Origin of the sequence: Methylobacterium sp. WL119, assembly GCF_008039875.1 — a bacterium.
GTDB lineage: Bacteria > Pseudomonadota > Alphaproteobacteria > Rhizobiales > Beijerinckiaceae > Methylobacterium.
On record NZ_VRUU01000020.1, the window covers coordinates 22,763 to 48,067 of the forward strand.

A 25,305-nucleotide genomic window follows, 5' to 3' on the forward strand; every position below is an offset into this window, starting at 1 on the left:
CAGAGGGAAGCCGAAGGTTCTGTCTTGCTGGAGGCATCATGAGCACGCATGCGGGCTACAAGGGGCCGGGCGATTGCCCGCCCGTCATCCCGGTCTTCCCCCTGCCCGGCGCCCTGCTGCTGCCGCGCGGGCAGATGCCGCTCAACATCTTCGAGCCGCGCTACCTCGCGATGGTGGACGACGCCCTGCGGACCGACCGGGTCATCGGCATGATCCAGCCCGACGCCGAGGGCGGCGCCTCGCCGTTGAACCCGAAGCTGTACCGCGTCGGCTGCGCCGGGCGGATCACCCAGTTCGCCGAGACCGGCGACGGGCGCTACCTGCTCTCGCTGACCGGCATCGGCCGCTTCCGGGTGATGAGCGAGCTGGCCACCACCGGCGCCTATCGCCGCTGCCAGGTCAGCTACGACGACTTCGCCATCGATTTCACCGCGCGCGCCGGCGAGGACGCGGTGGACCGCGAAGGCGTGCTGCGGGCGCTGCGCGACTTCGTCGATTCCAACGACCTCAAGGTCGACTGGGCCGGGATCGAGGAGGCGCCGAACGAGGCCCTGGTCAACGCGCTGTGCATGATGAGCCCGTTCGGCGTCCGCGAGAAGCAGGCGATGCTCGAGGCCGCCGACCTGAAGACCCGCGCCGAGATCCTGGTCGCGGTCACCGAGATGGAGATGGTGCGCAGCACCGGGCCCGAGCCGACGATGCAGTGACGGCTCGAAGGACGGCCGGCGGCGACGAGCGCCCGCGCCTTCGCGACCAACCGGCACGGCTTCCCATGGAGAACCAGAGCATGACGCAGGACATGACCACGCAGAGCACCGCCGTCGAGGCGACCCGCGTCGACCCGAAGCTCCTCGAGCTGCTGGTCTGCCCGCTGACCAAGGGCACCCTCGATTACGATGCCGGCCGCCAGGAGCTGATCAGCCGCTCGGCCAAGCTCGCCTACCCGATCCGCGACGGCATCCCGATCATGCTGCCGGAAGAGGCGCGCCAGCTGACGGACTGAGCCGGGGCGAGGACGAGGGCATGGCGTTCAAGGCGAAATCCGCCTCCGAGACGAAGGCGGCTGAGCTCGCATCCGCGATCGTGCGCATCGCCGACCGGGACGGCGCGCCGCTGCAGATCGGCGTCGACCGGCTGCGCCAGGGCAACCCGCGGCTGACGCCGCTGGCGATCGGCCAGCTCTACCGCAAGCATCGCGACCACCTCGACGCCGCCCTCGCCGAGCGCGGCTACACCCTCGTCGGCTATGCCGACCAGGGCCCCGGCCGCGGCATGGAGTTCGAGATCGACCCCGCCTGACACGGGACCCGGCCGGGGCGTCGAACGTGCCGCGGTACCGGCCATCGCCCGCCCGTGGTAGGGGAGGCGATGCCCCGCTGGCTTTTCCTCACCTTCGTCGCCGCCGTGGCGCTGGCCGTGCTCGGCAGCGCCATCATCGTCCTGCGCGCCCCGCCGTCCAAGCCGCCGGCCGCCAGCCTGTCCTGCGCACCGATGCCCTGCCCGGGGACCGCGCCGACGGCGTGAGCCCCGGCCGAGCGGCCTTCGCCGGCCATTTCCGCACGGGCCTCGGACGAGCCGCGGGGCCCCCCTCGCCGCCGCGGGCGGGGAGGCCTGCACGATGCGGCACCGTCGCGAAACGCCTCAGAAGAAGATCGGCCGCGCGCTCGCGTGGTGCTCGCCGAGCACGGTGCCGGTGGCGGGCTCGATCTCCTTGAGCACCACGTCGTAGCCCCAGAGGTCGGCGAGGTGCTGCAGCACGCGCCGGGCGTCGTCCTTCTGCAGGGTGATCTTGTTCAGCGCCTTGTGGTGCAGGATCAGGCGGCGGTCGCCTTCGAGGTCGACGTCCACCACCTCGATGTCGGGATCGAGCCAGGCCACGTCGTACTGGCGGCCGAACGAGCGGCGCATCTTGCGGTAGCCGCGCTCGTCGTGGATCGCGGCGACGTGCAGCTCGGGCTGCTCCGGATCGTCGGCGACGTGGAACAGCCGCATGTCGCGCATCAGCTTCGGCGACAGGAACTGGGCGATGAAGCTCTCGTCGCGGTAGTTCTCCCAGCAATCGCGCAGCACCGCCATGCCGTCGCCGGTGCCGGCGATGTCGGGGAACCACTGCCGGTCCTCCGCCGTCGGCTGCTCCACGATGCGGGCGATGTCCTGCATCATCGCGAAGCCGATCGCGTAGGGGTTGTGGCCGCTGTAGCTGCGGTCGTCGTAGTTCGGCTGGCGGATGACGTTGGTGTGCGACTGCAGGAACTCGAGGTAGGCCGCCTCGCCGATCAGGCCCTTCTCGGAGAGCGCGTTCATGATCCGGTAGTGGCAGTAGGTGGCGCAGCCCTCGTTCATCACCTTGGTCTGGCGCTGCGGGTAGAAGTACTGCGCCACCAGCCGGACGATGCGCAGGATCTCGCGCTGCCAGCGCTGCAGGCGCGGGGCGACCTTCTCCAAGAAGTAGAGGATGTTCTCCTGCGGCAGCTCGAGCAGCGCCTTGCGCCGCTCGATCGCCTGGTCGGCGCGCGTCGCCCCCGCCTTCGCCGGCAGGGTGCGCCACAGGTCGTTGTAGATCTGCTCGCCGTGCTCGACCCGCTCGCGCTCGCGCCGCTGCTCGGAGGCGAGGTCCGGCCGCTTCTTGCGCGGGTAGCGGTGCACGCCCTGGCTCATCAGCGCGTGGGCGGCGTCGAGCACCTGCTCGACGGCCTGATGGCCGTAGCGCTCCTCGCAGCGGGAGATGTAGGTCTTGGCGAAGTCGAGATAATCGAGGATGCCCTCGGCGTCGGTCCACTGCCGGAACAGGTAGTTGTTCTTGAAGAAGTGGTTGTGACCGAACGCGGCGTGGGCGATCACCAGCGTCTGCATCGTCGCCGTGTTCTCCTCCATGATGTAGGAGATGCACGGGTCGGAGTTGATGACGATCTCGTAGGCGAGCCCCATCATGCCGCGGCGATAGCCGGATTCGTGCTGGGCGAAGTGCTTGCCGAACGACCAGTGCTTGTAGAACAGCGGCATGCCGATCGACGCGTAGGCGTCGAGCATCTGCTCGGCGGTGATGATCTCGATCTGGTTCGGATACCACGACAGCCCGAGCGCCCGCGCCTCGACCTCGCAGGCGTCGTGGATGCGCCGGATGGTGTCGAAGTCCCAGTCGTTGCCGGTGAACAGCGGTTTTGGGGCGCCGGACGTCGCGCGTGTCTTGAGAGCAGTCATATCGCCTCCCGATCGGCCGGCCGAAGCGCGACGTACCCCCTCTCCCGTGCGGGAGAGGGTTGGGGTGAGGGGGCAGGTCCGTCCGGAGAGGTCACCCCCCTCACCCTGTCCCTCTCCCAACCGGGAGAGAGGACCCGCGCCCCGACATGACGACCTGCGAAGCTCAAGACTCCGCCTCCGCCCGCGCGTCCTTGCGCCCGAACAGGTCGCGGAAGACGGCGTAGATCTCGCGGCGGTGGTTGACCTTGCGCATGGCGATCGGGCCGCCGGCCTTGGCGATGGCCTCGTAGGTCCGCCACAGGGTGGTGCGGTGCTCGACGAAGCCGGCGCGCGGGCCGTTCTCGTCGCCGACCTCGAGATAGGCGAAGTGCTGGCAGGCCGGCAGGATGTGGGCGCGCAGCAGCTCGGTCGAGGTCGGGCCGTCGGAGGAGACGTTGTCGCCGTCCGACGCCTGCGCCGCGTAGATGTTCCAGTCGTTGGGGTCGTAGCGCTCGGCGATGATGCGCTTCATCTCGACCAGCGCCGAGGAGACCAGCGTGCCGCCCGTCTCGCGGGAGCCGAAGAAGGTCTCCTCGTCGACCTCGGTCGCCCGGTCGGTGTGGCGGATGAACACGATCTCCACGTGCCGGTAGCGGCGCGTGAGGAAGATGTGCAGCAGGATGTAGAACCGCTTGGCGAGGTCCTTCATGTGCTCGGTCATCGAGCCGGACACGTCCATCAGGCAGAACATCACCGCCTGCGCGATCGGGCGCGGATACGGCTCGAAGCGGCGGTAGCGCAGGTCGATCGGGTCGACGTAGGGGATGCGCCGCGTGCGCTCGCGCAAGCCCGCCAGCGCCTCGGCGAGGTCCGGCAGCGCCGGGTCGCCCTCGTCCAGGCCGGCGATGCGCGCTTCGAGCGCCGCCACCTCCTCGGGCTTCGGCCGCTTCAGGGCGATGCGCCGCGACATCGAGTTGCGCAGCGTCCGGGTGAGGGCGAGGTTGGCCGGCGAGCCGGTCACGGTGTAGCCGGCCCGGCGCAGCCCCTCCGTCTCCACCACCGCCAGGCGGCGCTTGGCGAGGTCGGGCAGCTCCAGGTCCTCGAGGAACAGCTCGAGGAACTCCTCCCGGGTCAGGACGAAGCGGAACGCGTCCTCGTTGTTCTCGCCGCCGTCCCCGCCCTCGCCGGAGCCGCGGCCGCCCCCGCCGCCCTGCGGCCGCTCGATGCGGTCGCCTTCCACATAGGTCTTGTTGCCGGGCAGGATGTGGTCCTGGAGGCCGGTGCCCGGCTGGCGGGAGAAACGCGGCTCGCGCACCCCGTCGGCCGGCACCGTGACGCGGCCGTCCTTGCCGAGGTCCTTGATGTCCTTCTCGCGGGCCGACTCGCGCACGGCCCGCTGGGCCACGTCCTTGACCCGCCTAAGGAAGCGCTGCCGGTTGGCGAGGCTCTTGCCTCCTGGATTCAATCGACGGTCGACGATGTGCATTCGGTGATCAAATCCCCGCCCGCAAGATCCGACCGGGATAACGCGCCGGCCGGTCGTCCGAAATCATGGCGGATCTCGATCAGGTCCCCGAGGGGACCGAATCATCCCGCCTGCTTCACCCGCATGTACCACTCGACCAGGCGGCGCACCTGCCGCTCGGTGTAGCCGCGCGAGATCATCCGGTCGACGAACTCGCCGTGCTTCTTCTCGGTCTCGCCGTCCTTCTTCGAGCCGAAGGAGATCACCGGCAGCAATTCCTCAACCTGGCTGAACATCCGCCGCTCGATGACCTCGCGCAGCTTCTCGTAGGACGTCCACGAGGGGTTGCGGCCGCCGTGCTGAGCCCGCGAGCGCAGGGCGAACTTCACCACCTCGTTGCGGAAGTCCTTCGGGTTGGCGATCCCGGCCGGCTTCTCGATCTTCGTCAGCTCCTGGTTGAGAAGCTCGCGGTTGAGCAATTGCCCGGTCTCGGAATCCTTGAAGTCCTGGTCCTCGATCCAGGCGTCGGCGTAGTCGATGTAGCGGTCGAACAGGTTCTGGCCGTAATCGTGGTAGGATTCGAGATAGGCCTTCTGGATCTCGTGGCCGATGAACTCGGCGTAGCGCGGCGCCAGCTCGCCCTTGATGAACTCGAGGTAGCGCTTCTCGGTCTCGGGCGGGAGCTGCTCGCGGCGCAGCGACTGCTCGAGCACGTACATCAGGTGCACCGGGTCGGCCGAGACCTCGGTGGTGTCGTGGTTGAAGGTCGCGGCCAGCACCTTGAAGGCGAAGCGGGTCGAGATCCCGTCCATGCCCTCGTCGACGCCGGCCGAATCCTTGTACTCCTGCATCGAGCGGGCGCGGGGGTCGACCTCGCGCAGGGACTCGCCGTCGTAGACGCGCATCTTCGAGAACGCGTTGGAGTTGGCGTGCTCGCGCAGGCGCGACAGCACCGAGAACCGCGACAGCATCTCCAAGGTGCCCGGCGCGCAGGCCGCATCCGAGAGCTCGGAGCCCGAGATCAGCTTCTCGTAGATGTGCTGTTCCTCCTGCACGCGCAGGCAGTAGGGCACCTTGATCACGTAGATGCGGTCGATGAAGGCTTCGTTGTTCTTGTTGGTCTTGAAGGTCTGCCACTCGGACTCGTTCGAGTGCGCCAGGATGATGCCGGTGAAGGGGATCGCGCCGATGTTCTCGGTGCCGACGTAGTTGCCCTCCTGCGTCGCCGTGAGCAGCGGGTGCAGCATCTTGATCGGCGCCTTGAACATCTCGACGAACTCGAGGACGCCCTGGTTGGCGCGGTTCAGGCCGCCCGAGTACGAGTACGCGTCCGGGTCCGCCTGCGACAGCGTCTCCAGCCGGCGGATGTCGACCTTGCCGACCAGCGAGGAGATGTCCTGGTTGTTCTCGTCGCCGGGCTCGGTCTTGGCGATGGCGATCTGGCGCAGGCGCGAGGGCCGGACCTTGATCACCTTGAACTGCGAGATGTCGCCCTCGAACTCGTCGAGACGCTTCAGCGCCCACGGGCTCATCAGGCCGGTCAGGCGCCGGCGCGGGATGCCGTAGCGGCTTTGGATCTCGGCGCCCATGGTCTCGGGGTCGAACAGCCCGAGCGGGCTCTCGAACACCGGCGAGACCTCGTTGCCGGCCTTGAGCACGTAGACCGGATGGACCTCCATCAGGGCCTTGAGACGCTCGGCCAGGGAGGACTTGCCGCCGCCGACGGGCCCGAGCAGGTAGAGGATCTGCTTGCGCTCCTCCAGGCCCTGCGCCGCATGGCGGAAGAACGAGACGATCCGCTCGATCGTCTCCTCCATGCCGAAGAACTCGTGGAAGGCCGGGTAGGTCCGGATCGTCCGGTTCATGAAGACGCGGCCGAGGCGGGCGTCCTTCGAGGTGTCGACGAATTCCGGCTTGCCGATCGCGTCGAGGATGCGCTCGGCGGCGCTCGCGTACATCAGCGGCTCGTCGCGGCACGCCTCGAGGAATTCGGAGAGCGTCATCTCCGTGTCGCGGCGCGCTTCGTACCCGCGGGCGAAGCTCTGGAAAAGGTCGTTGGTCGCATGCATCGGCATTCGATAACCCTCTCAGACCGTCAACAGCTTCATCCTGTCCTGCCGCGAACGCAACCGACAGGCCCGCATTTGTCGCAGTGCGGCGAACACGGTGACGCTGCGTGTGCTGGATGCAACACCCGTCGGGCTGAAATGCGGCATCCGTCAAGCTTCCCCGTGGTCGTCCGGCCGGATCGAAAGAACGATCCGGCCGAAAAAACGTGCACTCCCAGCTTTCGGTTGCCTCCGATCAGAGATCGCTGCTGTCTTTCTTGGCATCGGTGTCCTTCTTGGCCGACGCAGCCTCGACGGTGATTTTGATATTTTGCGTCTGCACTTGACCGTCCGCGTTCTTGATTTCGAACGTCACCTCGTCGGCGCCAGTGTAGCCGGCCTTCGGCTGGTAGAAGAGACCCTGGACCGCGGTGTCCTTGTTCGGGCAGCGATAGGAAGCGGGCGTCTTCTGCTTGCCGACCTTGGTAATCAGCGCGCCGTTCTTCGGCGCGCCCGAGACCTTGAACTCCGGCATCGGGCCGGGCGAGCAATCCTTCTTCAGGTTCGGGACGATGGCGATCCGAACCGTCTTGCCGGAGGCGACGGTCTCGCTCTTGGTGATCGTCGTCTGCGCGAAGGCGGGCGCGGCCAGCAGGAGGGCGCCGGCGGCGAGCGCGCGGACGGGGCGAAGGGCGGACAGGGTGGCGCTCACGGGCGTGTCTCCGAACATCTCTTGGCGCGGCATCCGGAGCCATGGGGCCACGTGCCGGCCGAGCCGATGTGGGGATGCCCACGACGCGCGTCGAGGCCGCAGGCCCGTGCCGGCAGCCGGGACCGCGATTATTGCTGAAGCGCGGCCGCGACCACGCCGGTGACGCGGGCGATCTGCGCGGCGTCGAGCTCGCCTTCCAGGGCCGCCGCGAGGCTGCGCTCGACCCGCGCCCGCTCGCCCGCATCCGAAGTCGGGGTGACGGGGATGTCGGTCTCGTCGAGGCCGCAGACCCGTCGGATCGTCTCGGCCGCGGCCAGCAGCGCGCCGCGATCGGTCGGCCCCATCTCCCAGAGCGGGTTGCGCAGGCGGCTGACGACGCGCCGCGCGTCGCGATAATCCCGGTCGACGTGGGTCGCGGCCTCGATCTGGCTGACGAGGAACATCAGCTCCAGGACCTCGGAGGCCGCGTCGGGGCATGCGCGCACGATCCGCATCACGCGGCTGATGAGTTCCTGCGTCGGCGTCATCGAACGGCGGGGTGCGCTCATGCGGCGATCAACGCGGATCGGCCCGCAAAGTTCGCCGCGCCGTGACGCATCGCGCGGCGTCGTCGCGACGCAGCCCGGGCGTCGCTCAGGTCTCGGGCGGGGCGCGGAAGGCCGCCAGCGCCTCGCGGCAGGCGTAGAGGTCCTGCAGCGCGCCGGCCAGCGCCTCGCGGTCCAAGGTTTCGCGATCCAAGGTTTCGCGATTCGACCCCTCGCGATCCCAGGTCTCGGGCTCGGCGCCGTCGGGGGACGACGTGGCCGGGCCGCTCGTCTCCTGCATCACCGGTGCGGCCGCCACCGCCTCGCCGCGGCCGACCGCCTGGACGAAGCGGACGCCGTTCTCCTTGAGGACGCGCTGTGCCCCCTCGATCGTGTAGCGCTGGACGTGGAGCAGGTGACGGATGCCCGCGACGAGCGCGACGTCGCCGGGACGGTAGTAGCGCCGCCCGCCGGCCCGCTTCACCGGCCGGATCTGGCCGAACCGGGTTTCCCAGAACCGCAGGACGTGCTGCGGCACGTCAAGGGCTTCGGCCACCTCGGTGATCGTGCGGAACGCGCCCGGATCCTTGTCGACGGGTCCGGACGCCTCGGTGAGGGCAGCGAGCGCCATGGATCGATCCGGCTACGAGGGCGGCGATGGGCGAGCGGTCAGTCGTCGGCGTGGGCGGCGCCGTTCAGGCCGTTGATCCGGGCCTTGAGCACGTTCGAGGGCTTGAACACCATCACCTGGCGCGGCTCGATCGCCACCTCGACGCCGGTCTTCGGGTTGCGGCCGACGCGCTTGCCCTTCGACCGCACGACGAAGGAGCCGAACGAGGACAGCTTCACGGTCTCGCCCTCGGAGAGGCAGGCGCAGATCTCGGACAGGACCGTCTCGACGAGGGCGGCGGATTCGGTGCGGGAGAGGCCGACCTGCTGGTAGACGGCCTCGCTCAAATCGGCGCGCGTCACCGTCTTGCCTGTCATGCCTCGACCCCTCGCGGTTCTTCTTACCGGGAGCGGTCGTTTCCGACGTATCCCTATGATCTGCCACGCTAATCCCCGGTCGGGCCCGGGTCAACCGGGGCGGCTCCGGAAATTGTTTTCGGCTACCAGCGGATCAGCGCCGCGCCCCAGCTGAAGCCGCCGCCGATCGCCTCGATCATCACGAGGTCGCCGCGGCGGATGCGGCCGTCCCGGCGGGCCACGTCCAGAGCCAGTGGGATCGATGCGGCCGAGGTGTTGCCGTGGCGGTCGACCGTCAGCACCACCTTGTCGCGCGGGATGCCGAGCTTGTCGGCGGACGCCTCGATGATGCGGCGGTTGGCCTGGTGCGGCACGAACCAGTCGAGGTCGGCCGCCGTCGCGCCGCCCTTCTCGAGCGCGTCGACGATCACGTCCATCACCGAGCCGACGGCAAAGCGGAACACGTCCTTCCCCTCCATCCGGAGATGGCCGGTGGTGCCGGTCGAGCCCGGGCCGCCGTCGACGTAGAGCTTCTCGCGGTGGCGCCCGTCCGAGCGCAGGCTCGCGCTGATCACGCCCCGGTCGCCGCTCGCCCCCGCGGCCTCCTGCGCCTCCAGCACGATCGCGCCGGCCCCGTCGCCGAACAGCACGCAGGTGGTGCGGTCCTCCCAGTCGACGATGCGCGAGAAGGTCTCGGCGCCGACGACGAGCGCGCGCCGGGCCGCGCCGGTCGACAGGAACTTGTCGGCGGTGGAGACGGCGAAGACGAAGCCGGCGCAGACCGCCTGCAGGTCGAAGGCGGCACCCGCCGTGATGCCGAGCGCCGCCTGGATCTGCGTCGCGGTCGAGGGAAAGGTGTGGTCGGGCGTCGAGGTGGCGCAGATCACGAGGTCGATGTCGTCGCCGGTGAGGCCGGCATCGTCGAGCGCCGCGCGGGCCGCGCGGATGCCGAGCACCGACGTGGTCTCGGTGGCGTCCGCGAGGTAGCGCTGCCGGATGCCGGTGCGCTGGACGATCCATTCGTCCGAGGTGTCGACCCGCTCGGCGAGCTCGGCGTTGGTCACCACCCGCGCAGGAAGCCCTGAGCCGGTGCCGACGACGACGGAACGCAGGGTTGTCATCGGATTCCTTCCCGTCGCGACGCCGGCGCAACAACCATCGGTTGTTAGACCTGCATCGCTCCGATCTCCATCGCATTCGTTCACCGACCCCGATCCCGGGCCGGCGCAGGTGTCTCGTGCCGGTGCGGGCGTCCCGCGCCGGCGAAGGTCCGGCCGGGCACCCATCCGGGCCGGGGCGAAGTCAGGCCGGCGCGAGCGTCGGCGTCTGGTCGAGCATCTCGCGGATCGTGCGCATCAGGTCGTGGCGGGCCATGTCGTGGGCGAGGTCGACGGCGGCCGCGAAGCCTTGCGCGTTCTCCGAGCCGTGGCTCTTGATGACGATGCCCTCGAGCCCGAGGAACACGCCGCCGTTGGCCCGGCTCGGGTTCATCTTCTCGCGCAGCGCGCGGAACGCCTGGCGGGCGAACAGCGCGCCGATCTTGGCGGACAGCGTCCGCGTCATCGCGGATCGCAGGTACGTGCCGATCTGCTTGGCGGTGCCTTCCGCGGTCTTCAGCGCGATGTTTCCCGTGAAACCTTCGGTGACGACCACGTCGACGGTGCCGCGGCCGAGGTCGTTGCCCTCGACGAAGCCGTGATAGGCGAAATTCGGCAAATCGATCTCGCGCAGCAGGCGCGCCGCCTCCTTCACCGCCTCGTTGCCCTTCATCTCCTCGGTGCCGACGTTGAGCAGCCCCACCGTCGGGCGCTCGAGGTCGAACACGATGCGGGCCATGGCGGAGCCCATCACCGCCATCTCGATCAGGTGCTCGGCATCGGTGCCGATGGTGGCGCCGACGTCGAGCACCACGCTCTCGCCGCGCACCGTCGGCCACAGGCAGGCGATGGCCGGGCGCTCGATGCCGGCCATGGTCTTCAGGCAGATCTTCGACATCGCCATCAGCGCGCCGGTGTTGCCGGCGGAGACCGCGGCATCGGCCTCGCCGTCCTTCACCGCCTGGATCGCCTTCCACATCGACGACTTGCCGCGGCCCTGGCGCACCGCCTGGCTCGGCTTGTCGTCCATGGCGACGGCGTAGGTGGTGTGGCGGATCTCGACGCCGCCCTTGAGGCGCGGCTCGGCCGCCACGAGGGGGGCGACCACCGCCTCGTCGCCGAAGATCAGGAAGGTCGTCTCGGGATGGCGCTCGCGCGCGAGCGCGGCACCGGGCACGACGGTCGAGGGGCCATGGTCGCCGCCCATGGCGTCGAGCGAGATGCACACGCGTTGGGACATGAAGGGGTTGTCGCGGCCTTTGACGGAACGCCGTCGCGGGGGCGACGGCCGGGATCGGCGCGGCGGAAAATAGCGATCCAGCCCCGGCGGGCAAACGAATTCTCGCGCAGGGGCAGGGTGCGGCCCGATTTGGCGGCCGGGTTCGGCGGCCCGCGGACCCGGGAGCCCGCTACGGCTCCTCGGGGCGGAGCGTCCGCAGGACGTCGAAGGGTTTCACGTCCTCGCCGAGCTGGACCGCCTCGAACACCACCCCGGGCTTGCGCGGATAGGGGTCGATCCCGAGCGCCAGGAACTCGGCGGTCAGAAGGCCGAAGTCGATCCGCCCGCCGACGATCGGGTCGGGGATGTCGGCATCCTCCGCGTCGGTGCCGGCGAGGCGGTCGGTGTCGGTGAAGACCACCTCCACCGGCTCGGAGACCTTGGTCTCGAACGGCTCCAGGCTGACGGTGCAGACCAGCGTCACGGTGCCCTCGACGGTGCCGGTGACGACGAGGCGGCTCGTCGGGCCGGACACCGAGAACTGCCCGGCGAGGTCGCGGATCGCCGGGATCTTGAAGTCGGCGGCGAGCGCCGTGCACTCAGCCGGCGTCGCCTCGACGGTGACGGCGCCGCGGCCCTGCGGCAGCCGCGCCACGCTCACCCATCGGGACAGGGGGGTCTCGCTCACGCTCATCGGGCTTCCAGGTCGGGTGTCGGGGCATCGCCCGCATGCGGAAAGGACGGGCCGGCGCCGAGCAGGCCGTCGAGGTCGGCCTCGGCCAGCGCGCGGTCGGCGGCGAGGACGTAGTCGGCGAGGCCGGCGGCGGCTTCGGGATCCTCGCTGCCGAGCACGTTGCGGGCGAGCGCAATGCGGAGCGCGGCGGCATCGCCCGCGTCGAGCGCCGCGTCGTAGTTGGCGGCGCGGCCGTAGAACGCGGCGCCGAGCTTCTTCATGCGCTTGGGCACGCCGAAATCGCCGACGCCGAGCTCGCGCAGGGACGCGTCGAGCTGGAGGAAGACCGAGTTCACGAGGTCCTGCGCCACGTCCGCCGCCGGTGCCGGCAGGCGGTTCAGGCGGCGCAAAGCCAGGATGACGTGGAGGATGAGCGATTCGAAGCGGCCCTCCACGCCGTCGGGCACGCCGAGCGCGGTGTAGAGGCCCGGCTGCCGCGAGGCCGCGTTGAGGCGCATGTGCAGGGTCTCGATGGACCGCCGCCGCGCATCGTTGCGCCGGAAGAACCGGGTGATCATGGGGTCCGCCCTCGGCCCGGAGGCCGGCCCCCGGACCGCGCCCGGCGGAACGGCCGTGCCCGGTCGCGCAGCGTTGTGGCCTGTGGCCGAGCTTGCCTTGTCAAAGCCATAACCCCGCGGTACGGCAACCCACGGTCAAGGTGCAAGCATTCATCAGACCGCCCCTGGTGTCGCGCTCCGGCGTGCCTAGCGGCGTCCCGTCCCATCAGCAACATAGGGTGGCCGATGTCGCGCCGTCTCGTTCCGTCTCTCGCGCGCCTCGGCCTCGTCGGCCTGCTCGGCCTCGGCCTGTCGGGCTGCATCGGCGAGGAGCTTCGCCACGGCTACCAGATCGACCAGGCGGCGCTCGCCACCGTCAAGCCCGGCATGAGCCCGGAGCAGGTGCTGCAGACGCTGGGCACCCCGTCCACGGTCTCCACCGTCGGCAACAAGTCCTGGTACTACATCTCCCAGAACACCTCGCGCACGGTCCTGTTCCTCGGCGAGCAGGTCGAGGACCAGAAGGTCACGGCGGTGTACTTCACTTCCGCCTTCAAGGTGGAGCGCGTCGCCCTGTACGGCCTGCAGGACGGCAAGGTGTTCGACTTCATCGAGCGCACCACGCCGACCAGCGGCGCCGACCGCGCCTTCCTGAGCCAGCTGTTCAAGGGCCTGACCAAGTACGAGCCCTTCGGCAGCGGCAACGGCGCCAGCGTCGTCCCGGGCGCCCAGCGCGGCATGTGAGGCGTCGGGCGAAGGCCCGACCCCGAACCGTCCTTCCCCCCTCTGCGGGGGGAGGGAGGCGGCCCCGCGAGGGCTCATCGTCGTGCTGACAGGACGGCCTCCACGATCTGCGCGGGTTCGGCGAACATCAGGTCGGGACGGGCCGCCGACAGGGTCGCCCCGTCGGTGTAGCCCCACGCGACGGCGCCGAAGGCGCAGCCCACCGCGCGCGCCGCGTCGAGATCGCGCAGCTCGTCGCCGACGCAGAGCACCGCACGCGGCTCGATCCGCGCATGGCGCAGCAGGCTTGCGAGACGCCGTGCCTTGCCGAACACCGACGCGCCGCAGGCGTAGCGGCCGATCCGGGCGGCGTCCGGCCCGAGCACGCGCCGGACGTTCGCCTCGGTGTTCGAGCTGAGCACGGCCGTCGCGACGCCCGCTTCGCCGAGCCCCGCCAGCATCTCCGAAGTTCCGGGAAACGGATGCAGCAGCGCGGCGTCGCGCGCGGCGAGCCCGTGCATGTGGCGGGCGATCACCGGCAGCTTCCAGCGCGGCACGCCGAGGCGCGCCATGATCGCCCGCGCCGAGAGCCTGCGGAGCTCGTCGGTCTCGTGCGCCGCGACCCGGCGGAAGCGGTAGCGGTCGGCCACCGCGTCGAGCACGCCGCAGAACCAGGGAAAGGTGTCGGCGAGCGTCCCGTCGAAATCGAGGACGACGAGGCGATATCCGCGAGCCGGGGCGGGACGGATCAGAACCGCAGGGTCTCCGCCGGGACGTCGAGGCGCAGCACGAGGCCGCTCGGCGCCCAATCGTGCTCCAGGATGCCGTCGAGCTGGCCCGTGACGCTGCGCTCGGCGAGTTCCGTGCCGAAGCCCTTGCGCGTGGGGGCCGAGGGAACGGGCGGCCCGCCGCGCTCGGCCCAGGTCAGGCGGTAGCGCGAATCGGTCCGCCGCCCGGTCAGCGTGACGGTGCCGGCCTCGTTGGAGAGCGCGCCGTACTTCACCGCGTTCGTCGCCTGCTCGTGCATGATCAGCGCCAGCGCGGTCGCCGCGCGCTCGCCGACGACCGCATCGTCGCCGTCGACGGCGATGCGGCAGCGCCCGTCCTCGGCGTAGGCCGACAGGATCAGGCGCATCAGCCCGAGGATGGTCTGGCCGCCGACCCGCGGCGCGCTGCCGGCGGAATGCGGGCGGACGTATTCGTGGGCCTGGGCCAGCGCCCCGAGCCGCTCGCGGAACGCCTTCGCGAACGGGCGCGCGCCGGGATCGCTGCGGGCGCTGAGCGCGGCGATGCCGCCGACCACGGCGAAGATGTTCTTGATCCGGTGCGACAGCTCCTTGATCAGCAGGTCGCGCGCCTCCTCGGCGCGCTTGCGCTCGCGCAGGTCGCGGGTGACCGTGCCGTAGCCGGCATGGCGGCCGGCCGCATCCCGCACGGCGAACACCGTGAACAGCACGGCGATGGCCTCGCCGGTGGCGAAGTGCCGGAACGCGAGCTCGCCCTCCCACCAGCCGTCGCGCTCGAGCGCCGGCATCGCCACGCCCTCGAGGGCTTCGCGGCTCTCGGGGGTCACGTAGTCGGCGATCGTGGTCCGCAGCGCGGCGTCGAGGTCGGGCAGCCCGACCAGCGCCAGCGCGGCCTCGTTCAAGTGCGCGATCCGCCCGTCCTCGGTGGCCAGCCCGATGAAGTCCTTCGAGGTCTCGACGACGGAGGCGAGCTTGCGCGCGTCGGCGACCGCCTGCCTCAGGTCGTGGATGTCGGTGCAGGTCCCGAACCAGCGCTCGATCCGCCCGTCGGCGCCGCGGATCGGCATCGCGCGCCCGAGGGTCCAGCGATAGGCGCCGCTGTGGTGGCGCAGGCGGTACTCGACCTCGTAGGGCGCACCGGTCGCGAGGCTGTGGCGCCAGCGGCTCCAGGCCTCCGCCTGGTCGTCGGGATGGAACATGTCGGTCCAGCCGGCGCCGTCGGTGGAGCCGTGGGGCACGCCGGTGAATTCGTACCAGCGGTCGTTGTAGAAGTCGTGGAAGCCGTCGGGCTGCGTGGTCCAGACCATCTGCGGCATCGCCGAGGTCATCACCCGGAAGCGGCGCTCGCTCGCGGCCAGCTCGCGCTCCCGTGCATCGACGTCGGCGAGGGTGCGGCGATGCTCGACCAGGGTCGAGATCTGGCGGGCGAGCGCGGCCAGGGTGTCGCCCTGGGCCCTGGTGAGCCCCTCGGGCCGCGCGGTGCGGTCGAGGACGCACATCGTGCCGATCGGGGCGCCGATCCGGCTGCGGATCACCGCCGCGGCGTAGAAGCGGAACCCGTTCTCGGCCCGGATCGCCGGGTTGTCGCGGGTGCGGGGATCGACGGTCAGGTCGGTGATGACGAACAGCCCGTCGGCGTGCGAATCGTCGGCCTGGAGGGCGTGGACGCAGACCGAGCGGTCGATGCCGGTCTCGCGCTCGCCGTAGCCGATCTCGGCCTTGAACCACTGCCGATGCGCATCGACGAAGCCGATCAGCGAGACCGGAACGGCGCAGACCAGGGCGGCGATCCGCGCGAGGTCGTCATAGGCCGGGTCCGGTTCGGTATTGAGGATCCGCAGCGCGCGAAGCTCCGCGAGCCGCTCGGCCTCGTTCCAGCGCTCTCGTTCGGTCGCACGCGTCTGGCTCGCGATCGTAATCGGCAGCTCCCGAATTCCCGAGCCAGAGATAGGCGGCTTGCGCCGCCGCGCCTAGGTTCGGGAACGGACGAAGCGCCGGTTTCGTTCGAAGCGGGTCGCGAGCGCCCGTTCGTGGGCGCGTTCGCGGCCCGCACCCCGACGAGGGACGGGAGCGGGCCGCGGGAGTCGCCTCAGGCCGCCTTCGCGGCGTCGAGCGTCGGATAGTCCACGTAGCCCTCCGGGCCCTGGCTGTACCAGGTCGCGGCCACGTCCTTCTGGAGCGGGGCGTCGGCGGCGATGCGCGCGGGCAGGTCCGGGTTGGCGATGAACGTCCGGCCGTAGGCGATCGCGTCGGCCTCGCCGGCATCGAGCGCCGCCTGGCCGCTGCGGCCGTCGTAGTCGGCGTTGAGGATCAGCGCGCCGTCGAACACCCGCTTCATCGCCGGGGCGATCGGCGGATGGTCGGCCTTGCCGAAGGTGCCGTTCGGGCCGGGCTCGCGCATCTCTAAGAAGGCGATGCCGAGTTCCGACAGGGCCTTCGCCGCGGCCACGAACAGCGGCTCGGGATCGGAATCGTTGGCGCCCTGGATCGCGCCGTTGGGCGACAGGCGCACGCCGGTGCGGTCCTTGCCGGCGACCTCGGCCACGGCCTGCGTGACCTCGCGCAGCAGGCGCACGCGGTTCTCGATCGAGCCGCCGTAGGCGTCGGTGCGGTGGTTGGTGCCGTCGCGCAGGAATTCGTCGATCAGGTAGCCGTTGGCGGCGTGGATCTGCACGCCGTCGAAGCCGGCGGCCAGCGCGTTGCGGGTGGCGTTGCGGTAATCCTCGAGCAGCCGCGGGATCTCCTCGACCGGCAGGGCGCGCGCCTCGGCATAGGGCTTCTTGCCGGCGTAGGTGTGCGCGTCGTCGGGCGCGGTCGTGGCCGAGGACGAGATCGGCGCGGCGCCGTCGAGGAAGTCCGGGTGGACGAGGCGGCCCATGTGCCAGATCTGGCAGACGATGCGGCCGCCCTTGTCGTGCACCGCCTTGACGATCGGCTTCCAGGCCTCGACCTGCGCCGCGTTCCAGATCCCCGGGGCGTAGGGCCAGCCGAGCCCCTCCTGGCTGATGCCGGTCGCCTCGGTGAGGATCACGCCGGCGCTCGCGCGCTGGGCGTAGTATTCGATCATCAAGGGGGTGGGCACGTGCTCGCGGGTGGCGCGTCCCCGCGTCAGCGGCGCCATCCAGATGCGGTTCTTCGCGTCGATGGCACCGACGCGGATCGGATCGAGCAGTGAAGGCATGGGCTTCCCGTGTTTGGATGGGGTGGGGGCGGCACGCCGCACCCCGTGTGACGCATAGGTGGCGGGAACGATGCCGCCCGCAAGGCACTGGACGCATGGGCGACCCTGCCGGGGTGCGCGGGCGCACATGGTGTCGCGGGCGGCCTTCCCTCCGCTCCCCGGATCACAGGATCCGGGCATGCAGGGAGCGGGCATGACGGGCGCGCATTCGCGTTCGTGCCGCGGATCGCGTATAGCTCGACGCCTCATTTCCAAGGTCTTTGCAAGAACATGGCGACGGCGTCGTTCGACACCGCCCGGCGCGCGGGCAGCGATTTCTCCGGCATCGAGAAGGCGCCCGAGTTCCGGCCCGAGCCGGCACCCGCGGCGGTGCCCGGGCAGCGCAGTTCGCTCGTCGGCCTGCCGCGGGCGGCGCTGAAGGAGCGCCTGCTCGCCGTCGGCGTCGGCGAGCGCGAGAGCAAGATGCGCTCGGGCCAGCTCTGGAACTGGCTCAACGTCCGCGGCGCGCAGGACTTCGACCAGATGACCAACGTCGGCAAGGCGCTGCGGGCGCAGCTCGCCGCCGCCTACACCCTCGACCGGCCCGAGGTGGTCAGCCAGCAGGTCTCGCGCGACGGCACCCGCAAGTGGCTGCTGCGCATGGCCCCGACCGGCCGGCACGACCACAACCGCGGCGCCGAGATCGAGTGCGTCTACATTCCGGGGCCCGACCGCGGCACGCTCTGCGTCTCGTCCCAGGTCGGCTGCACGCTGACCTGCTCGTTCTGCCATACCGGCACGCAGCGCCTGGTGCGCAACCTGTCGGCGGCCGAGATCACCGCCCAGCTCGTCGTCGCCCGCGACGCGCTCGGCGACTGGCCCGGCCTGATCCCGTCGCGCGACGCCTCGGGCAGCGGCGAGGTCGGGCGGCTCGTCACCAACATCGTGTTCATGGGCATGGGCGAGCCGCTCTACAATCTGGAGAACGTCGTCGACGCGGTGGCGACGATGTCGGACCCGGAGGGGCTCGCGCTGTCGCGCCGGCGCATCACGGTGTCGACCTCCGGCGTCGTGCCGCAGATCCGGCGGCTCGGCGAGGAGGCGCACGCGATGCTGGCGATCTCGCTCCACGCCGTGCGCGACGAGCTCCGCGACGAACTGGTGCCGCTGAACCGCAAATACCCGATCGCCGAGCTGATGCGCGCCTGCCGCGAATATCCCGGCCTCAACAACGCCCGCCGCATCACCTTCGAGTACGTGATGCTGAAAGGCGTCAACGACACCGACGGCGACGCGCGCGAGCTGGTGCGGCTGCTCAAGGGCATCCCGGCCAAGATCAACCTGATCCCGTTCAACCCCTGGCCCGGCAGCCGGTACGAATGCTCGGACTGGGAGCGGATCGAGCGCTTCTCCGAGATCGTGTTCGACGCCGGCTACGCCTCGCCGGTGCGGACCCCGCGCGGCCGCGACATCCTCGCCGCCTGCGGCCAGCTCAAGAGCGAGACCGAGAAGCTGCGCGCCCGCGAGCGCATGCTGCTCGACGCGGGCGGCGACGCGGCCGGCGCGGTCTCGGCCCAGGGCTTCTACGCCCTTCACGACGGCGAGGAATGAGGGGGCCCGGCGCCTCTCCGGTGTGGGCCTTCTGGCAGAGGTAACCGTCTCTTCCCTCCCCCGCAGAGGGGGGAGGGGGAGCCGGCCTCGGTCAGCCCTGCGGCAGGTCCGGCGTGATGCCGAGGGCGTCCATGCCCTCCTCCAGGAGGTCGCCAGCATCCGGCGTGCCGAGCAGCGTCTTCACCGCGCCGTCGCCGGCGCCTTCGCGCTCGCGGGCGAAGCGGACCGCGTCGGCCCATTCCTCCGGCTCCATGTCGCCGCGGCCGACATAGAGCAGCGCCAGCAGGTCGGCGCGCTCGTCGTCGTTGAGGCCGGCGATCATGCCGCGCAGCTCCGATTCGGTGGCGTCGTCGGTGCCGGAGGTGAGCACGTCGGTGGCGCCGTCGTCGATGGCGTTGGAGCCGGAATCCGGATCGGTCGCGCCCTCCTTCACCTCGACCGCGCGCAGGCGCAGGATGATCTCGGTGACCGTATCGGGGGCGATGTCCATGTCGAGCTCCGGTTGGCGGTCCCGTCGGGGGCCTGAAGCTGCGACAACTGGCGAGAGCGATGCCGGTTCGCCCGGCCCGGCGCCGTCGTGCGCCCGCGCGGTCGGATTTCGCCGCCCGTTCGCTCCGCGGCGCCCGTGAAGATGCGCGCACGTCGCGGCGCCACGCGGTGCTACGCTGTCGCCGGGGCGGGCACGCGCGGAGGCGGGGGATGAAGCGGGACGGGCTCGTCGGCTGCCTCGCGCTCTACGCCGCGCTCTACGGCGCCTACGGCTGCATCTCGCCGATCCTGCCGAACGTGCTCGCCGCGGGCGGCCTGCCCCCGGAGCGGATCGCGATCCTGCTCGCCGCTGCGACCCTGGTGCGGCTCGTGGCGGGCCCGCTCGCCGGGCGCTCCGCCGACCGGCACGCGGCGACCCGCCCGATCCTCGCCGCCGCCTGTGGCCTCACCGCGCTCGCGGTCCTCGGGCATCTCCCCGCGCGCGGGTTCTGGCCGTTCCTCGCGGTCGGCCTCGCCTACGCGGTGACGACTGCCCCGCTGGCCCCGCTCGCCGACGTGCTCGGGCTCGCCGCGGCGCGGGGCGGCGCCGCGTTTCCCTACGGCTGGGTGCGGGGCGCCGGCTCGGCCGCCTTCATCGCCGGCGTCGGTGCCGCCGGCTGGCTGGTGCAGGGGTTCGGGCTCGCGGCCGGCCTCGTCGCCGGAGCGGTGCTGTTCGCGGCCGCCGGTTCGGCGGCGCTCGCCGGGCGGGACCCGGGCGTCGCGCGCGACGGGCCCGTCGCCGCGCCCGGGATCGGCTTCGCCGACGTCCTCCGCCTTCCCGCCTTCCGCCGCACGGTGCTGGTCGCGGCCCTGGTGATCGGCGCGCACGCGATGCACGACGCCTTCGCGATGATCCTGTGGCGCGAGGCCGGCATCGGGGCGGGCGCCGCCGGCCTGCTCTGGGCCGAGGCGGTGGCGGCGGAGGTGTTCGTGTTCCTGATCGCCGGCCCGCCGCTGCTGGCGCGGATCGGGTTGCCGGGCGGCCTCGCGGTCGCCGCCGGCGCCGGCGCGCTGCGCTGGGCGGTGCAGGCCGAGACGGTGGCGCTGCCCTGGCTCGCCGCGATCCAGTCCCTGCACGGCCTGAGCTTCGCGCTCCTGCATCTCGCCTGCCTCGGGCTGATCGAGCGGACCGTGCCGCCGGCCGCCCGCGCCACGGCGCTGGCGCTCTACGGCACCGTCGGCCTCGGCCTCGCCGGCGCGGCGGCGACGCTCGCGTCCGGTCCGCTATATTCGGCCTTCCACGGCCGCGGCTTCTGGGCGATGGCGGTGCTGAGCCTCGCCGCGCTGCCGCTCGTTCCGCGCTTGCGCCCGCCGTCGGAAGGCACGACCTCTGCGTGACGGCGCGTTTCATGGTACAAAACCGGAACATGCCGTCGGTCCCCGCAACACAACGCCCAGGTCCATGCCGCACGTCGCCGAGATCCTGATCCCGCTCGCGATCGACACCGCCTACAGCTACGCGGTGCCCGCGGGCCTGGCGCTGGCGGCGGGCGACGTGGTGCAGGTGCCGCTCGGGCCGCGCGAGACGGTCGGCGTGGTCTGGGGCGTGGCGGAGACGGCGGGCGGCTCGAACCTGCGGCCGGTCACCGGCTATCTCGGCGTGGCTCCGCTCTCCGAGCCGCTGCGCAGGCTGGTGGACTGGATCGCGCGCTACACCCTGGCCCCGAAGGGCTCGGCCCTCGCCATGGTGCTGCGCCTGCCCGACGAGGCGGCCGCCGCCGAGGTGGTCCGCGTCGGCGTCCGCACCACCGGCAAGCTCCCGGCCCGCCCGACCAAGGCCCGGGACAAGGTTCTGGCGGTCGCCGCCGACGGCGAGATCCGGGGCAAGAGCGTGCTCGCCAAGACGGCCGAGGTCTCGCTCTCGGTGATCGACGGGCTGATCGACGACGGCGCGCTGGAGACGGTGGCGCTCGCGCCCGAGCCGGTGGCGCTCCCCCCCGATCCGGAGTTCCCGCGGGTGCCGCTGTCGGAGGCGCAAGCCGCGGCGGTCGCGGACCTGGTCGCCGCCCCCGCGGAGGCGGGCGGGAGCGGCGCCGTCCTGCTCGAGGGCGTCACCGGCTCGGGCAAGACCGAGGTCTACTTCGAGGCGGTGGCGGAGTGCGTCCGCTCAGGCGGGCAGGCGCTGATCCTGATGCCCGAGATCGCGCTGACGGCGCAGTTTCTCGACCGCTTCGCCCAGCGCTTCGGCGTCCGTCCGGCGGCCTGGCATTCCGGCATCGGCGGGCGGCGGCGCGAGCGGCTGCGCGCCGGGGTCGCGGCCGGCGAGGTCCGGGTGGTGGTCGGCGCCCGCTCGGCCCTGTTCCTGCCGTTCCGGAAGCTCGGCCTGATCGTGGTCGATGAGGAGCACGAGAGCGCCTACAAGCAGGAGGACGGCGTGCACTACCACGCCCGCGACATGGCCGTGGTGCGGGCCAAGCTCGAGGGCTGCCCGGTGGTGCTGGCCTCGGCGACGCCCTCGATCGAGACGCGGGTCAACGTCGAGCGCGGGCGCTACCGGCGCGTGCGGCTGCCCGAGCGCTTCGGCGGCCGCCGCCTGCCCGACATCCAGGCGATCGACATGCGCCTCGACAAGCCGGAGCGCGGGCGCTTCCTGTCGCCGCCGATGATCAACGCGGTGAAGGCCAACCTCGCCGCCGGCGAGCAGGCGCTGCTGTTCCTCAACCGCCGCGGCTACGCGCCGTTGACGCTGTGCCGCGCCTGCGGCCACCGCTACCAGTGCCGGAACTGCTCGACCTGGCTGGTCGAGCACCGCTTCCGCAAGGCCCTGGTCTGCCACCAGTGCGGCTACAGTGAGCGCCGGCCGGACGCCTGCACGGAATGCGGCACCTTCGACAACCTCACCCCCTGCGGCCCCGGGGTCGAGCGCATCGCGGAGGAGGCCGCCGAGCTTTTCCCGGATCGCCGGATCATCGTGCTGTCGAGCGACTTTCCCGGCGGCGCCGAGCGGCTTCGGATGGAGCTCGAGGCGGTGGCGGCGGGCGAATGCGACATCGTCATCGGCACCCAGCTCGTGGCCAAGGGCCACAACTTTCCGCACCTGACGCTCGTCGGCGTGCTCGACGCCGATATCGGCCTGACCTCGGGCGATCCGCGGGCGGCCGAACGCACCTTCCAGCTGCTGCAGCAGGTGACCGGCCGCGCCGGCCGCGGCGAAAGGCCGGGCCGCGCGCTGGTGCAAACCTACCAGCCCGAGCACCCCGTGATCGCGGCCCTGCTGTCGGGCGATTCGGAGCGCTTCTACGAGGAGGAGATCGCCGCCCGCGAGGCGGCCGGCCTGCCGCCGTTCGGGCGGCTCGCGGCGCTGATCGTCTCCGCCAACGACCGCGCGGCGGCCGAGGCCCACGGGCAGGCGCTGGCCCGGGCCGCCGAGCCGCCGGACGGCGTGATGGTGCTCGGGCCCGCCGAGGCGCCGCTGGCGCTGGTGCGCGGGCGCTACCGCTTCCGCCTCCTGGTCAAGACCGAGCGCAACGTCGACCTGCAGAGCTACCTGCGCGACTGGCTGGCGCGCGGGCCGAAGGTGCGCGGCAACGTGCGCGTCGCGATCGACGTCGACCCGCAGAGCTTTTTGTAGGCGACCGGGATCGCGTTTTGTAGGAAGGTGCGGCGCCGCCGAAGTCCCGACCGGCGGCGTCCATTTCAGGAGCGCGCATCGTGCTGAGCTACACCAAGAAGCCCGAGTCCAGCGTCGCCGAGATCGTGGTCGACGGGAAGATCACGGACGAGGAGATGAACGCGGTGATGACCGCGATGAAGGCCGACCTCGACAAGGGCGGCAAGCTCAAGCTGCTGGAGGACATCCGCGCCTTCGAGGGCATGGAGCCGGCCGCCTTCTTCAAGGACCCGCGCTTCGGCCTGTCGATGATGAAGGGCATCAGCCACGTGGCGCTCGTCACCGACGCGCAGTGGCTCAAGGTCGTCGCCGAGACCTTCGGCTTCGTCTCGCCGGCCCAGATCAAGGTGTTCGAGCGCGCCCGCCTCGACGAGGCCCGCACCTGGCTCGCCGCCGCCTGAGCGGCGAGAAACCGTCCTGAGGCGGCCTGCCGCCTACTCGGCCTGGGCGGTGCGCGTGGTGTTGCGTCGCGCCGTCCAGCGGCCGGAGCACAAAGCCGAGACCTTCCAGGTCCCGGCCCCGCCCTGCGCCTGCAGCCGACCCGAGGCCGCGCCGCTCGCGGCGCCGTTCGAGACGCTCAGGCCCACCGTCCCGTCAGCCCCGACCTGCCCGCTGACCCGGGCGGCCGTCGCCGCCGACGCGGCGCGCACCTGCCCGTCGCGGATCGCGACTGAGGTGCTGTAGCGCGCGTCGCACAGGCCGCTCTCGGTCACGAGATCGACGGCCCAGGTCCCGTTGAAGGCCCCCGGCTCGCCGGCGGCGGCCGACGTGAGGATCGCGCCCGAGAGGAGGCCGACGAGGGCGATCGGGGTGAGCTTCGACATTCAGGACCTTGCTGTTGAGCGGGAGCGGCCGGCGGACGGACCGTCGGGGTGCCGGGGAATCAAACCTCGGCTCTACATCTTGTGCGGTGACGCGCAGGTGAACGACGGAAACGGCAAGAGTATAACGACGCGCGCGAGCGCCGGATACAAGCTGGACCGTTTACGCAAGCCGGCGATGACTGGACGCGCCCCGTCGGATCCTTGCCACGCTTTCGCAAGCCGGTTCGCTGAACGGGATGGCCTGCGCTGGACCGCTCTTGAGACGCTCTTCAGCGCGATCGAGGGCGTGGCCGACCGCGCGGTCGCGCGCCGCACGGTCATCACCCGACGGCGCGCACCACCTCCGCCATCGCCGGGCGCGCGCCGACCTCCGCCTGCACGCAGGCGCGCTCGAGATCGCGCAGGGCCGCCGCCTCCGGGAAATCGGCGGGCGCACGGTCCAGCACCTCGCCGATCAGCAGCCCGAAGGCGCGGACCTCGACCCGCTGCAGGGCTACGCCGGACGGCCCGTCGGGCAGCACCGAGGCCGCGCCGAAATCGCTGAGCACCGCCTCGCCGGTGGCGGCGTCCCACAGGATGTTGTGGCCGTAGACGTCGCCGTGCAGCAGCCCGCGCGCGTGGAGATGGGCGAGGCCCGCGGCGAGGCCGCGGACGAGGCGCAGCAGCGCCGCCGGGGCGAGGCGCAGGGCCGGGTCGTAGACGTCGCGGCTGCAGCTCGCGAGGCTCGGCGGCCCGGCGAGCACGCGCCGGTCCGGCGGCAGGAGCGGCATCAGCAGCCCGTCGGTCCCGTCCGGGTGGCCGGTGATCCGCCCGAGCGCGCCGGTGAGGTTCGGGTGCGCCCCGGCCGCGAGGCAGGCCTCCATCTCCCGCTCGGGCAGGCCGTCGCTTGTCATCGTCCCCTTGAACAGCTTGAGCGCGACCGGCCGCGGCGGCGCGGTGCCGCCGGGGCGCCACAGCGCGCGGTGCACCCGGCCCGACGTGCCCTCGCCGAGGAGCGCGCCCGCGTCGAGGTCGGCGAACGGGACCAGGGCGGCCGAGGCTCGCGGCGCATCGCCCTCGAACGCGTTGCCGGCCCAGGAGATCCAGGCGAGGGCGGGGAGGGCCGGAAGCCAGGCGGGCAGCGCGTCGAGGCGGTTGGCCGCGAGACGGATCAGCTCGAGGTCGTCGCAGCCCGCCAGGCTGTCCGGAAGGCTGCGCAGGCGATTGCCCGAGAGCATCAGCTTCCGCAGCCGCGGCCGGTGCCCGAGCGCGTCGGGCAGGTGCGCGATCCTGTTGTCGGTGAGCGTCAGCCAGCGCAGGCGCGGCGGCAGCGCCTCGCCCGGCACCTCCGCGAGGCCGCAGCCGCGAAACCCGACCTGGCTCAGCGCCCTGCAATCCCCCAGGACCGGCGGCAACGTCGCGAACGGGTTGCCCGAGCAGAACAGCACCTGCAGCCGCGTCAGGCGGCCGAGATCGTCGGGGAGGGCGGTGAGCGCGTTGCCCGAGAGGTCGAGCACTTCCAGCGTGTCGGCCAGCCCGAAGATCTCGGGCGGGAGCACGGTCAGGCCGGCGGCCGGCAGGCGCAAGGTGCGCGCCCCGGCAAGGTCGCCCCGGCGGAGGGCGTCGAGGGTGTCGTGCGTCGCGTCCTGCATCGTCGGTCGGCGCTCCGGCCCGCCTGGGAAG

27 protein-coding genes are annotated in these 25,305 nt (G+C 71.5%); 10 read left to right on the forward strand and 17 right to left on the reverse strand.

Annotated features, from left to right (window positions below):
- Positions 1–38: 38 nt before the first annotated feature.
- The 4 genes from FV227_RS10405 to FV227_RS28935 all read left to right on the forward strand — a co-directional run bounded on the left by FV227_RS10405 (position 39) and on the right by FV227_RS28935 (position 1,524).
- A complete protein-coding gene (locus FV227_RS10405; protein ID WP_147725636.1) occupies positions 39–707 on the forward strand; it encodes an LON peptidase substrate-binding domain-containing protein in 669 nt (222 codons plus the stop codon).
- A gap of 92 nt (positions 708–799) precedes the next feature.
- A complete protein-coding gene (locus FV227_RS10410; protein WP_147725643.1) occupies positions 800–1,003 on the forward strand; it encodes a Trm112 family protein in 204 nt (67 codons plus the stop codon).
- A gap of 20 nt (positions 1,004–1,023) precedes the next feature.
- Positions 1,024–1,299 carry an adenylosuccinate synthase gene (locus FV227_RS10415; protein WP_147725635.1) on the forward strand — a complete coding sequence of 92 codons (276 nt, stop codon included), beginning with the start codon at positions 1,024–1,026 and terminating at the stop codon, positions 1,297–1,299.
- Between the two features lie 69 nt (positions 1,300–1,368).
- On the forward strand, positions 1,369–1,524 hold the full coding sequence (locus FV227_RS28935; RefSeq protein ID WP_187274747.1) for a hypothetical protein: 156 nt from the start codon (positions 1,369–1,371) through the stop codon (positions 1,522–1,524).
- Positions 1,525–1,641: 117 nt separating this feature from the next.
- On the opposite strand, the gene FV227_RS10420 is transcribed toward FV227_RS28935, so the two are convergent.
- The 11 genes from FV227_RS10420 to FV227_RS10470 all read right to left on the reverse strand — a co-directional run bounded on the left by FV227_RS10420 (position 1,642) and on the right by FV227_RS10470 (position 12,462).
- On the reverse strand, positions 1,642–3,201 hold the full coding sequence (locus FV227_RS10420) for a SpoVR family protein (RefSeq protein WP_147725634.1): 1,560 nt from the start codon (positions 3,199–3,201) through the stop codon (positions 1,642–1,644).
- Between the two features lie 163 nt (positions 3,202–3,364).
- A complete protein-coding gene (locus tag FV227_RS10425) occupies positions 3,365–4,666 on the reverse strand; it encodes a YeaH/YhbH family protein (protein ID WP_147858878.1) in 1,302 nt (433 codons plus the stop codon).
- A 101-nt stretch (positions 4,667–4,767) separates the two neighbouring features.
- Positions 4,768–6,720, reverse strand: a complete 1,953-nt coding sequence (locus FV227_RS10430; RefSeq protein ID WP_147725632.1) for a PrkA family serine protein kinase — start codon at positions 6,718–6,720, stop codon at positions 4,768–4,770.
- Positions 6,721–6,949: 229 nt separating this feature from the next.
- A complete protein-coding gene (locus FV227_RS10435; RefSeq protein WP_243937175.1) occupies positions 6,950–7,393 on the reverse strand; it encodes a 4-aminobutyrate aminotransferase in 444 nt (147 codons plus the stop codon).
- A 140-nt stretch (positions 7,394–7,533) separates the two neighbouring features.
- Complete coding sequence (locus FV227_RS10440) at positions 7,534–7,953, reverse strand: hypothetical protein (protein ID WP_187274748.1); 420 nt, start codon at positions 7,951–7,953, stop codon at positions 7,534–7,536.
- An 85-nt stretch (positions 7,954–8,038) separates the two neighbouring features.
- The gene (locus tag FV227_RS10445) at positions 8,039–8,560 is read right to left on the reverse strand and encodes a MerR family transcriptional regulator (protein WP_147725631.1); all 522 of its coding nucleotides are present in this window, start codon (positions 8,558–8,560) and stop codon (positions 8,039–8,041) included.
- 38 nt (positions 8,561–8,598) lie between these two features.
- Entirely contained in the window at positions 8,599–8,916 is a 318-nt protein-coding gene (locus FV227_RS10450) for an integration host factor subunit alpha (protein ID WP_147725630.1), read from the reverse strand.
- A 122-nt stretch (positions 8,917–9,038) separates the two neighbouring features.
- Positions 9,039–10,016 carry a beta-ketoacyl-ACP synthase III gene (locus FV227_RS10455; RefSeq protein WP_147725629.1) on the reverse strand — a complete coding sequence of 326 codons (978 nt, stop codon included), beginning with the start codon at positions 10,014–10,016 and terminating at the stop codon, positions 9,039–9,041.
- A 181-nt stretch (positions 10,017–10,197) separates the two neighbouring features.
- Positions 10,198–11,232 (reverse strand): phosphate acyltransferase PlsX, encoded by a 1,035-nt coding sequence (gene plsX / locus FV227_RS10460; RefSeq protein ID WP_147725628.1) that lies wholly within the window; start codon positions 11,230–11,232, stop codon positions 10,198–10,200.
- 169 nt (positions 11,233–11,401) lie between these two features.
- Positions 11,402–11,905, reverse strand: coding sequence for a DUF177 domain-containing protein (locus tag FV227_RS10465; protein ID WP_147725627.1), 504 nt, complete (start codon positions 11,903–11,905; stop codon positions 11,402–11,404).
- A complete protein-coding gene (locus FV227_RS10470) occupies positions 11,902–12,462 on the reverse strand; it encodes a ubiquinol-cytochrome C chaperone family protein (protein ID WP_147725626.1) in 561 nt (186 codons plus the stop codon). The genes FV227_RS10465 and FV227_RS10470 overlap by 4 nt, the downstream gene beginning before the upstream one ends.
- A gap of 225 nt (positions 12,463–12,687) precedes the next feature.
- Between FV227_RS10470 and bamE the strand changes: the two genes are divergently transcribed.
- The gene (gene bamE, locus FV227_RS10475) at positions 12,688–13,185 is read left to right on the forward strand and encodes an outer membrane protein assembly factor BamE (RefSeq protein ID WP_147725625.1); all 498 of its coding nucleotides are present in this window, start codon (positions 12,688–12,690) and stop codon (positions 13,183–13,185) included.
- A gap of 74 nt (positions 13,186–13,259) precedes the next feature.
- Here bamE and FV227_RS10480 read toward each other — a convergent pair whose 3' ends face one another.
- Positions 13,260–13,916, reverse strand: coding sequence for an HAD hydrolase-like protein (locus FV227_RS10480; RefSeq protein ID WP_147725640.1), 657 nt, complete (start codon positions 13,914–13,916; stop codon positions 13,260–13,262).
- On the reverse strand, positions 13,913–15,409 hold the full coding sequence (locus FV227_RS10485) for a PAS domain S-box protein (RefSeq protein WP_246686515.1): 1,497 nt from the start codon (positions 15,407–15,409) through the stop codon (positions 13,913–13,915). Before FV227_RS10485 ends, FV227_RS10480 begins: the two co-directional genes overlap by 4 nt.
- A 138-nt stretch (positions 15,410–15,547) precedes the next feature.
- Between FV227_RS10485 and FV227_RS29770 the strand changes: the two genes are divergently transcribed.
- Entirely contained in the window at positions 15,548–16,033 is a 486-nt protein-coding gene (locus FV227_RS29770; RefSeq protein WP_246686514.1) for a hypothetical protein, read from the forward strand.
- Here the strand turns inward: FV227_RS29770 and FV227_RS10490 are convergent.
- Positions 16,000–17,091 carry an alkene reductase gene (locus tag FV227_RS10490; RefSeq protein ID WP_147725623.1) on the reverse strand — a complete coding sequence of 364 codons (1,092 nt, stop codon included), beginning with the start codon at positions 17,089–17,091 and terminating at the stop codon, positions 16,000–16,002. The two genes, FV227_RS29770 and FV227_RS10490, sit on opposite strands and share 34 nt — an antisense overlap.
- Before the next feature lie 270 nt (positions 17,092–17,361).
- Between FV227_RS10490 and rlmN the strand changes: the two genes are divergently transcribed.
- Positions 17,362–18,681 (forward strand): 23S rRNA (adenine(2503)-C(2))-methyltransferase RlmN, encoded by a 1,320-nt coding sequence (gene rlmN, locus FV227_RS10495; RefSeq protein ID WP_147725622.1) that lies wholly within the window; start codon positions 17,362–17,364, stop codon positions 18,679–18,681.
- 91 nt (positions 18,682–18,772) lie between these two features.
- Here the strand turns inward: rlmN and FV227_RS10500 are convergent, their stop codons facing one another.
- Positions 18,773–19,171, reverse strand: coding sequence for a DUF3775 domain-containing protein (locus FV227_RS10500; RefSeq protein WP_147725621.1), 399 nt, complete (start codon positions 19,169–19,171; stop codon positions 18,773–18,775).
- 209 nt (positions 19,172–19,380) lie between these two features.
- On the opposite strand from FV227_RS10500, the gene FV227_RS10505 reads away from it, so the two are divergent.
- The 3 genes from FV227_RS10505 to FV227_RS10515 all read left to right on the forward strand — a co-directional run bounded on the left by FV227_RS10505 (position 19,381) and on the right by FV227_RS10515 (position 23,220).
- A complete protein-coding gene (locus FV227_RS10505; protein ID WP_147858880.1) occupies positions 19,381–20,547 on the forward strand; it encodes an MFS transporter in 1,167 nt (388 codons plus the stop codon).
- 64 nt (positions 20,548–20,611) lie between these two features.
- Positions 20,612–22,780 carry a primosomal protein N' gene (locus tag FV227_RS10510; RefSeq protein WP_147858881.1) on the forward strand — a complete coding sequence of 723 codons (2,169 nt, stop codon included), beginning with the start codon at positions 20,612–20,614 and terminating at the stop codon, positions 22,778–22,780.
- An 80-nt stretch (positions 22,781–22,860) separates the two neighbouring features.
- Positions 22,861–23,220: an STAS/SEC14 domain-containing protein gene (locus FV227_RS10515; protein WP_147729390.1), complete on the forward strand. Its 360-nt coding sequence runs from the start codon at positions 22,861–22,863 to the stop codon at positions 23,218–23,220.
- A 33-nt stretch (positions 23,221–23,253) separates the two neighbouring features.
- On the opposite strand, the gene FV227_RS10520 is transcribed toward FV227_RS10515, so the two are convergent.
- Both FV227_RS10520 and FV227_RS10525 read right to left on the reverse strand, forming a co-directional pair.
- Complete coding sequence (locus FV227_RS10520) at positions 23,254–23,643, reverse strand: hypothetical protein (RefSeq protein ID WP_147858882.1); 390 nt, start codon at positions 23,641–23,643, stop codon at positions 23,254–23,256.
- Positions 23,644–23,963: 320 nt separating this feature from the next.
- Positions 23,964–25,274: a leucine-rich repeat-containing protein kinase family protein gene (locus FV227_RS10525; protein ID WP_147858883.1), complete on the reverse strand. Its 1,311-nt coding sequence runs from the start codon at positions 25,272–25,274 to the stop codon at positions 23,964–23,966.
- Positions 25,275–25,305 lie beyond the last annotated feature (31 nt).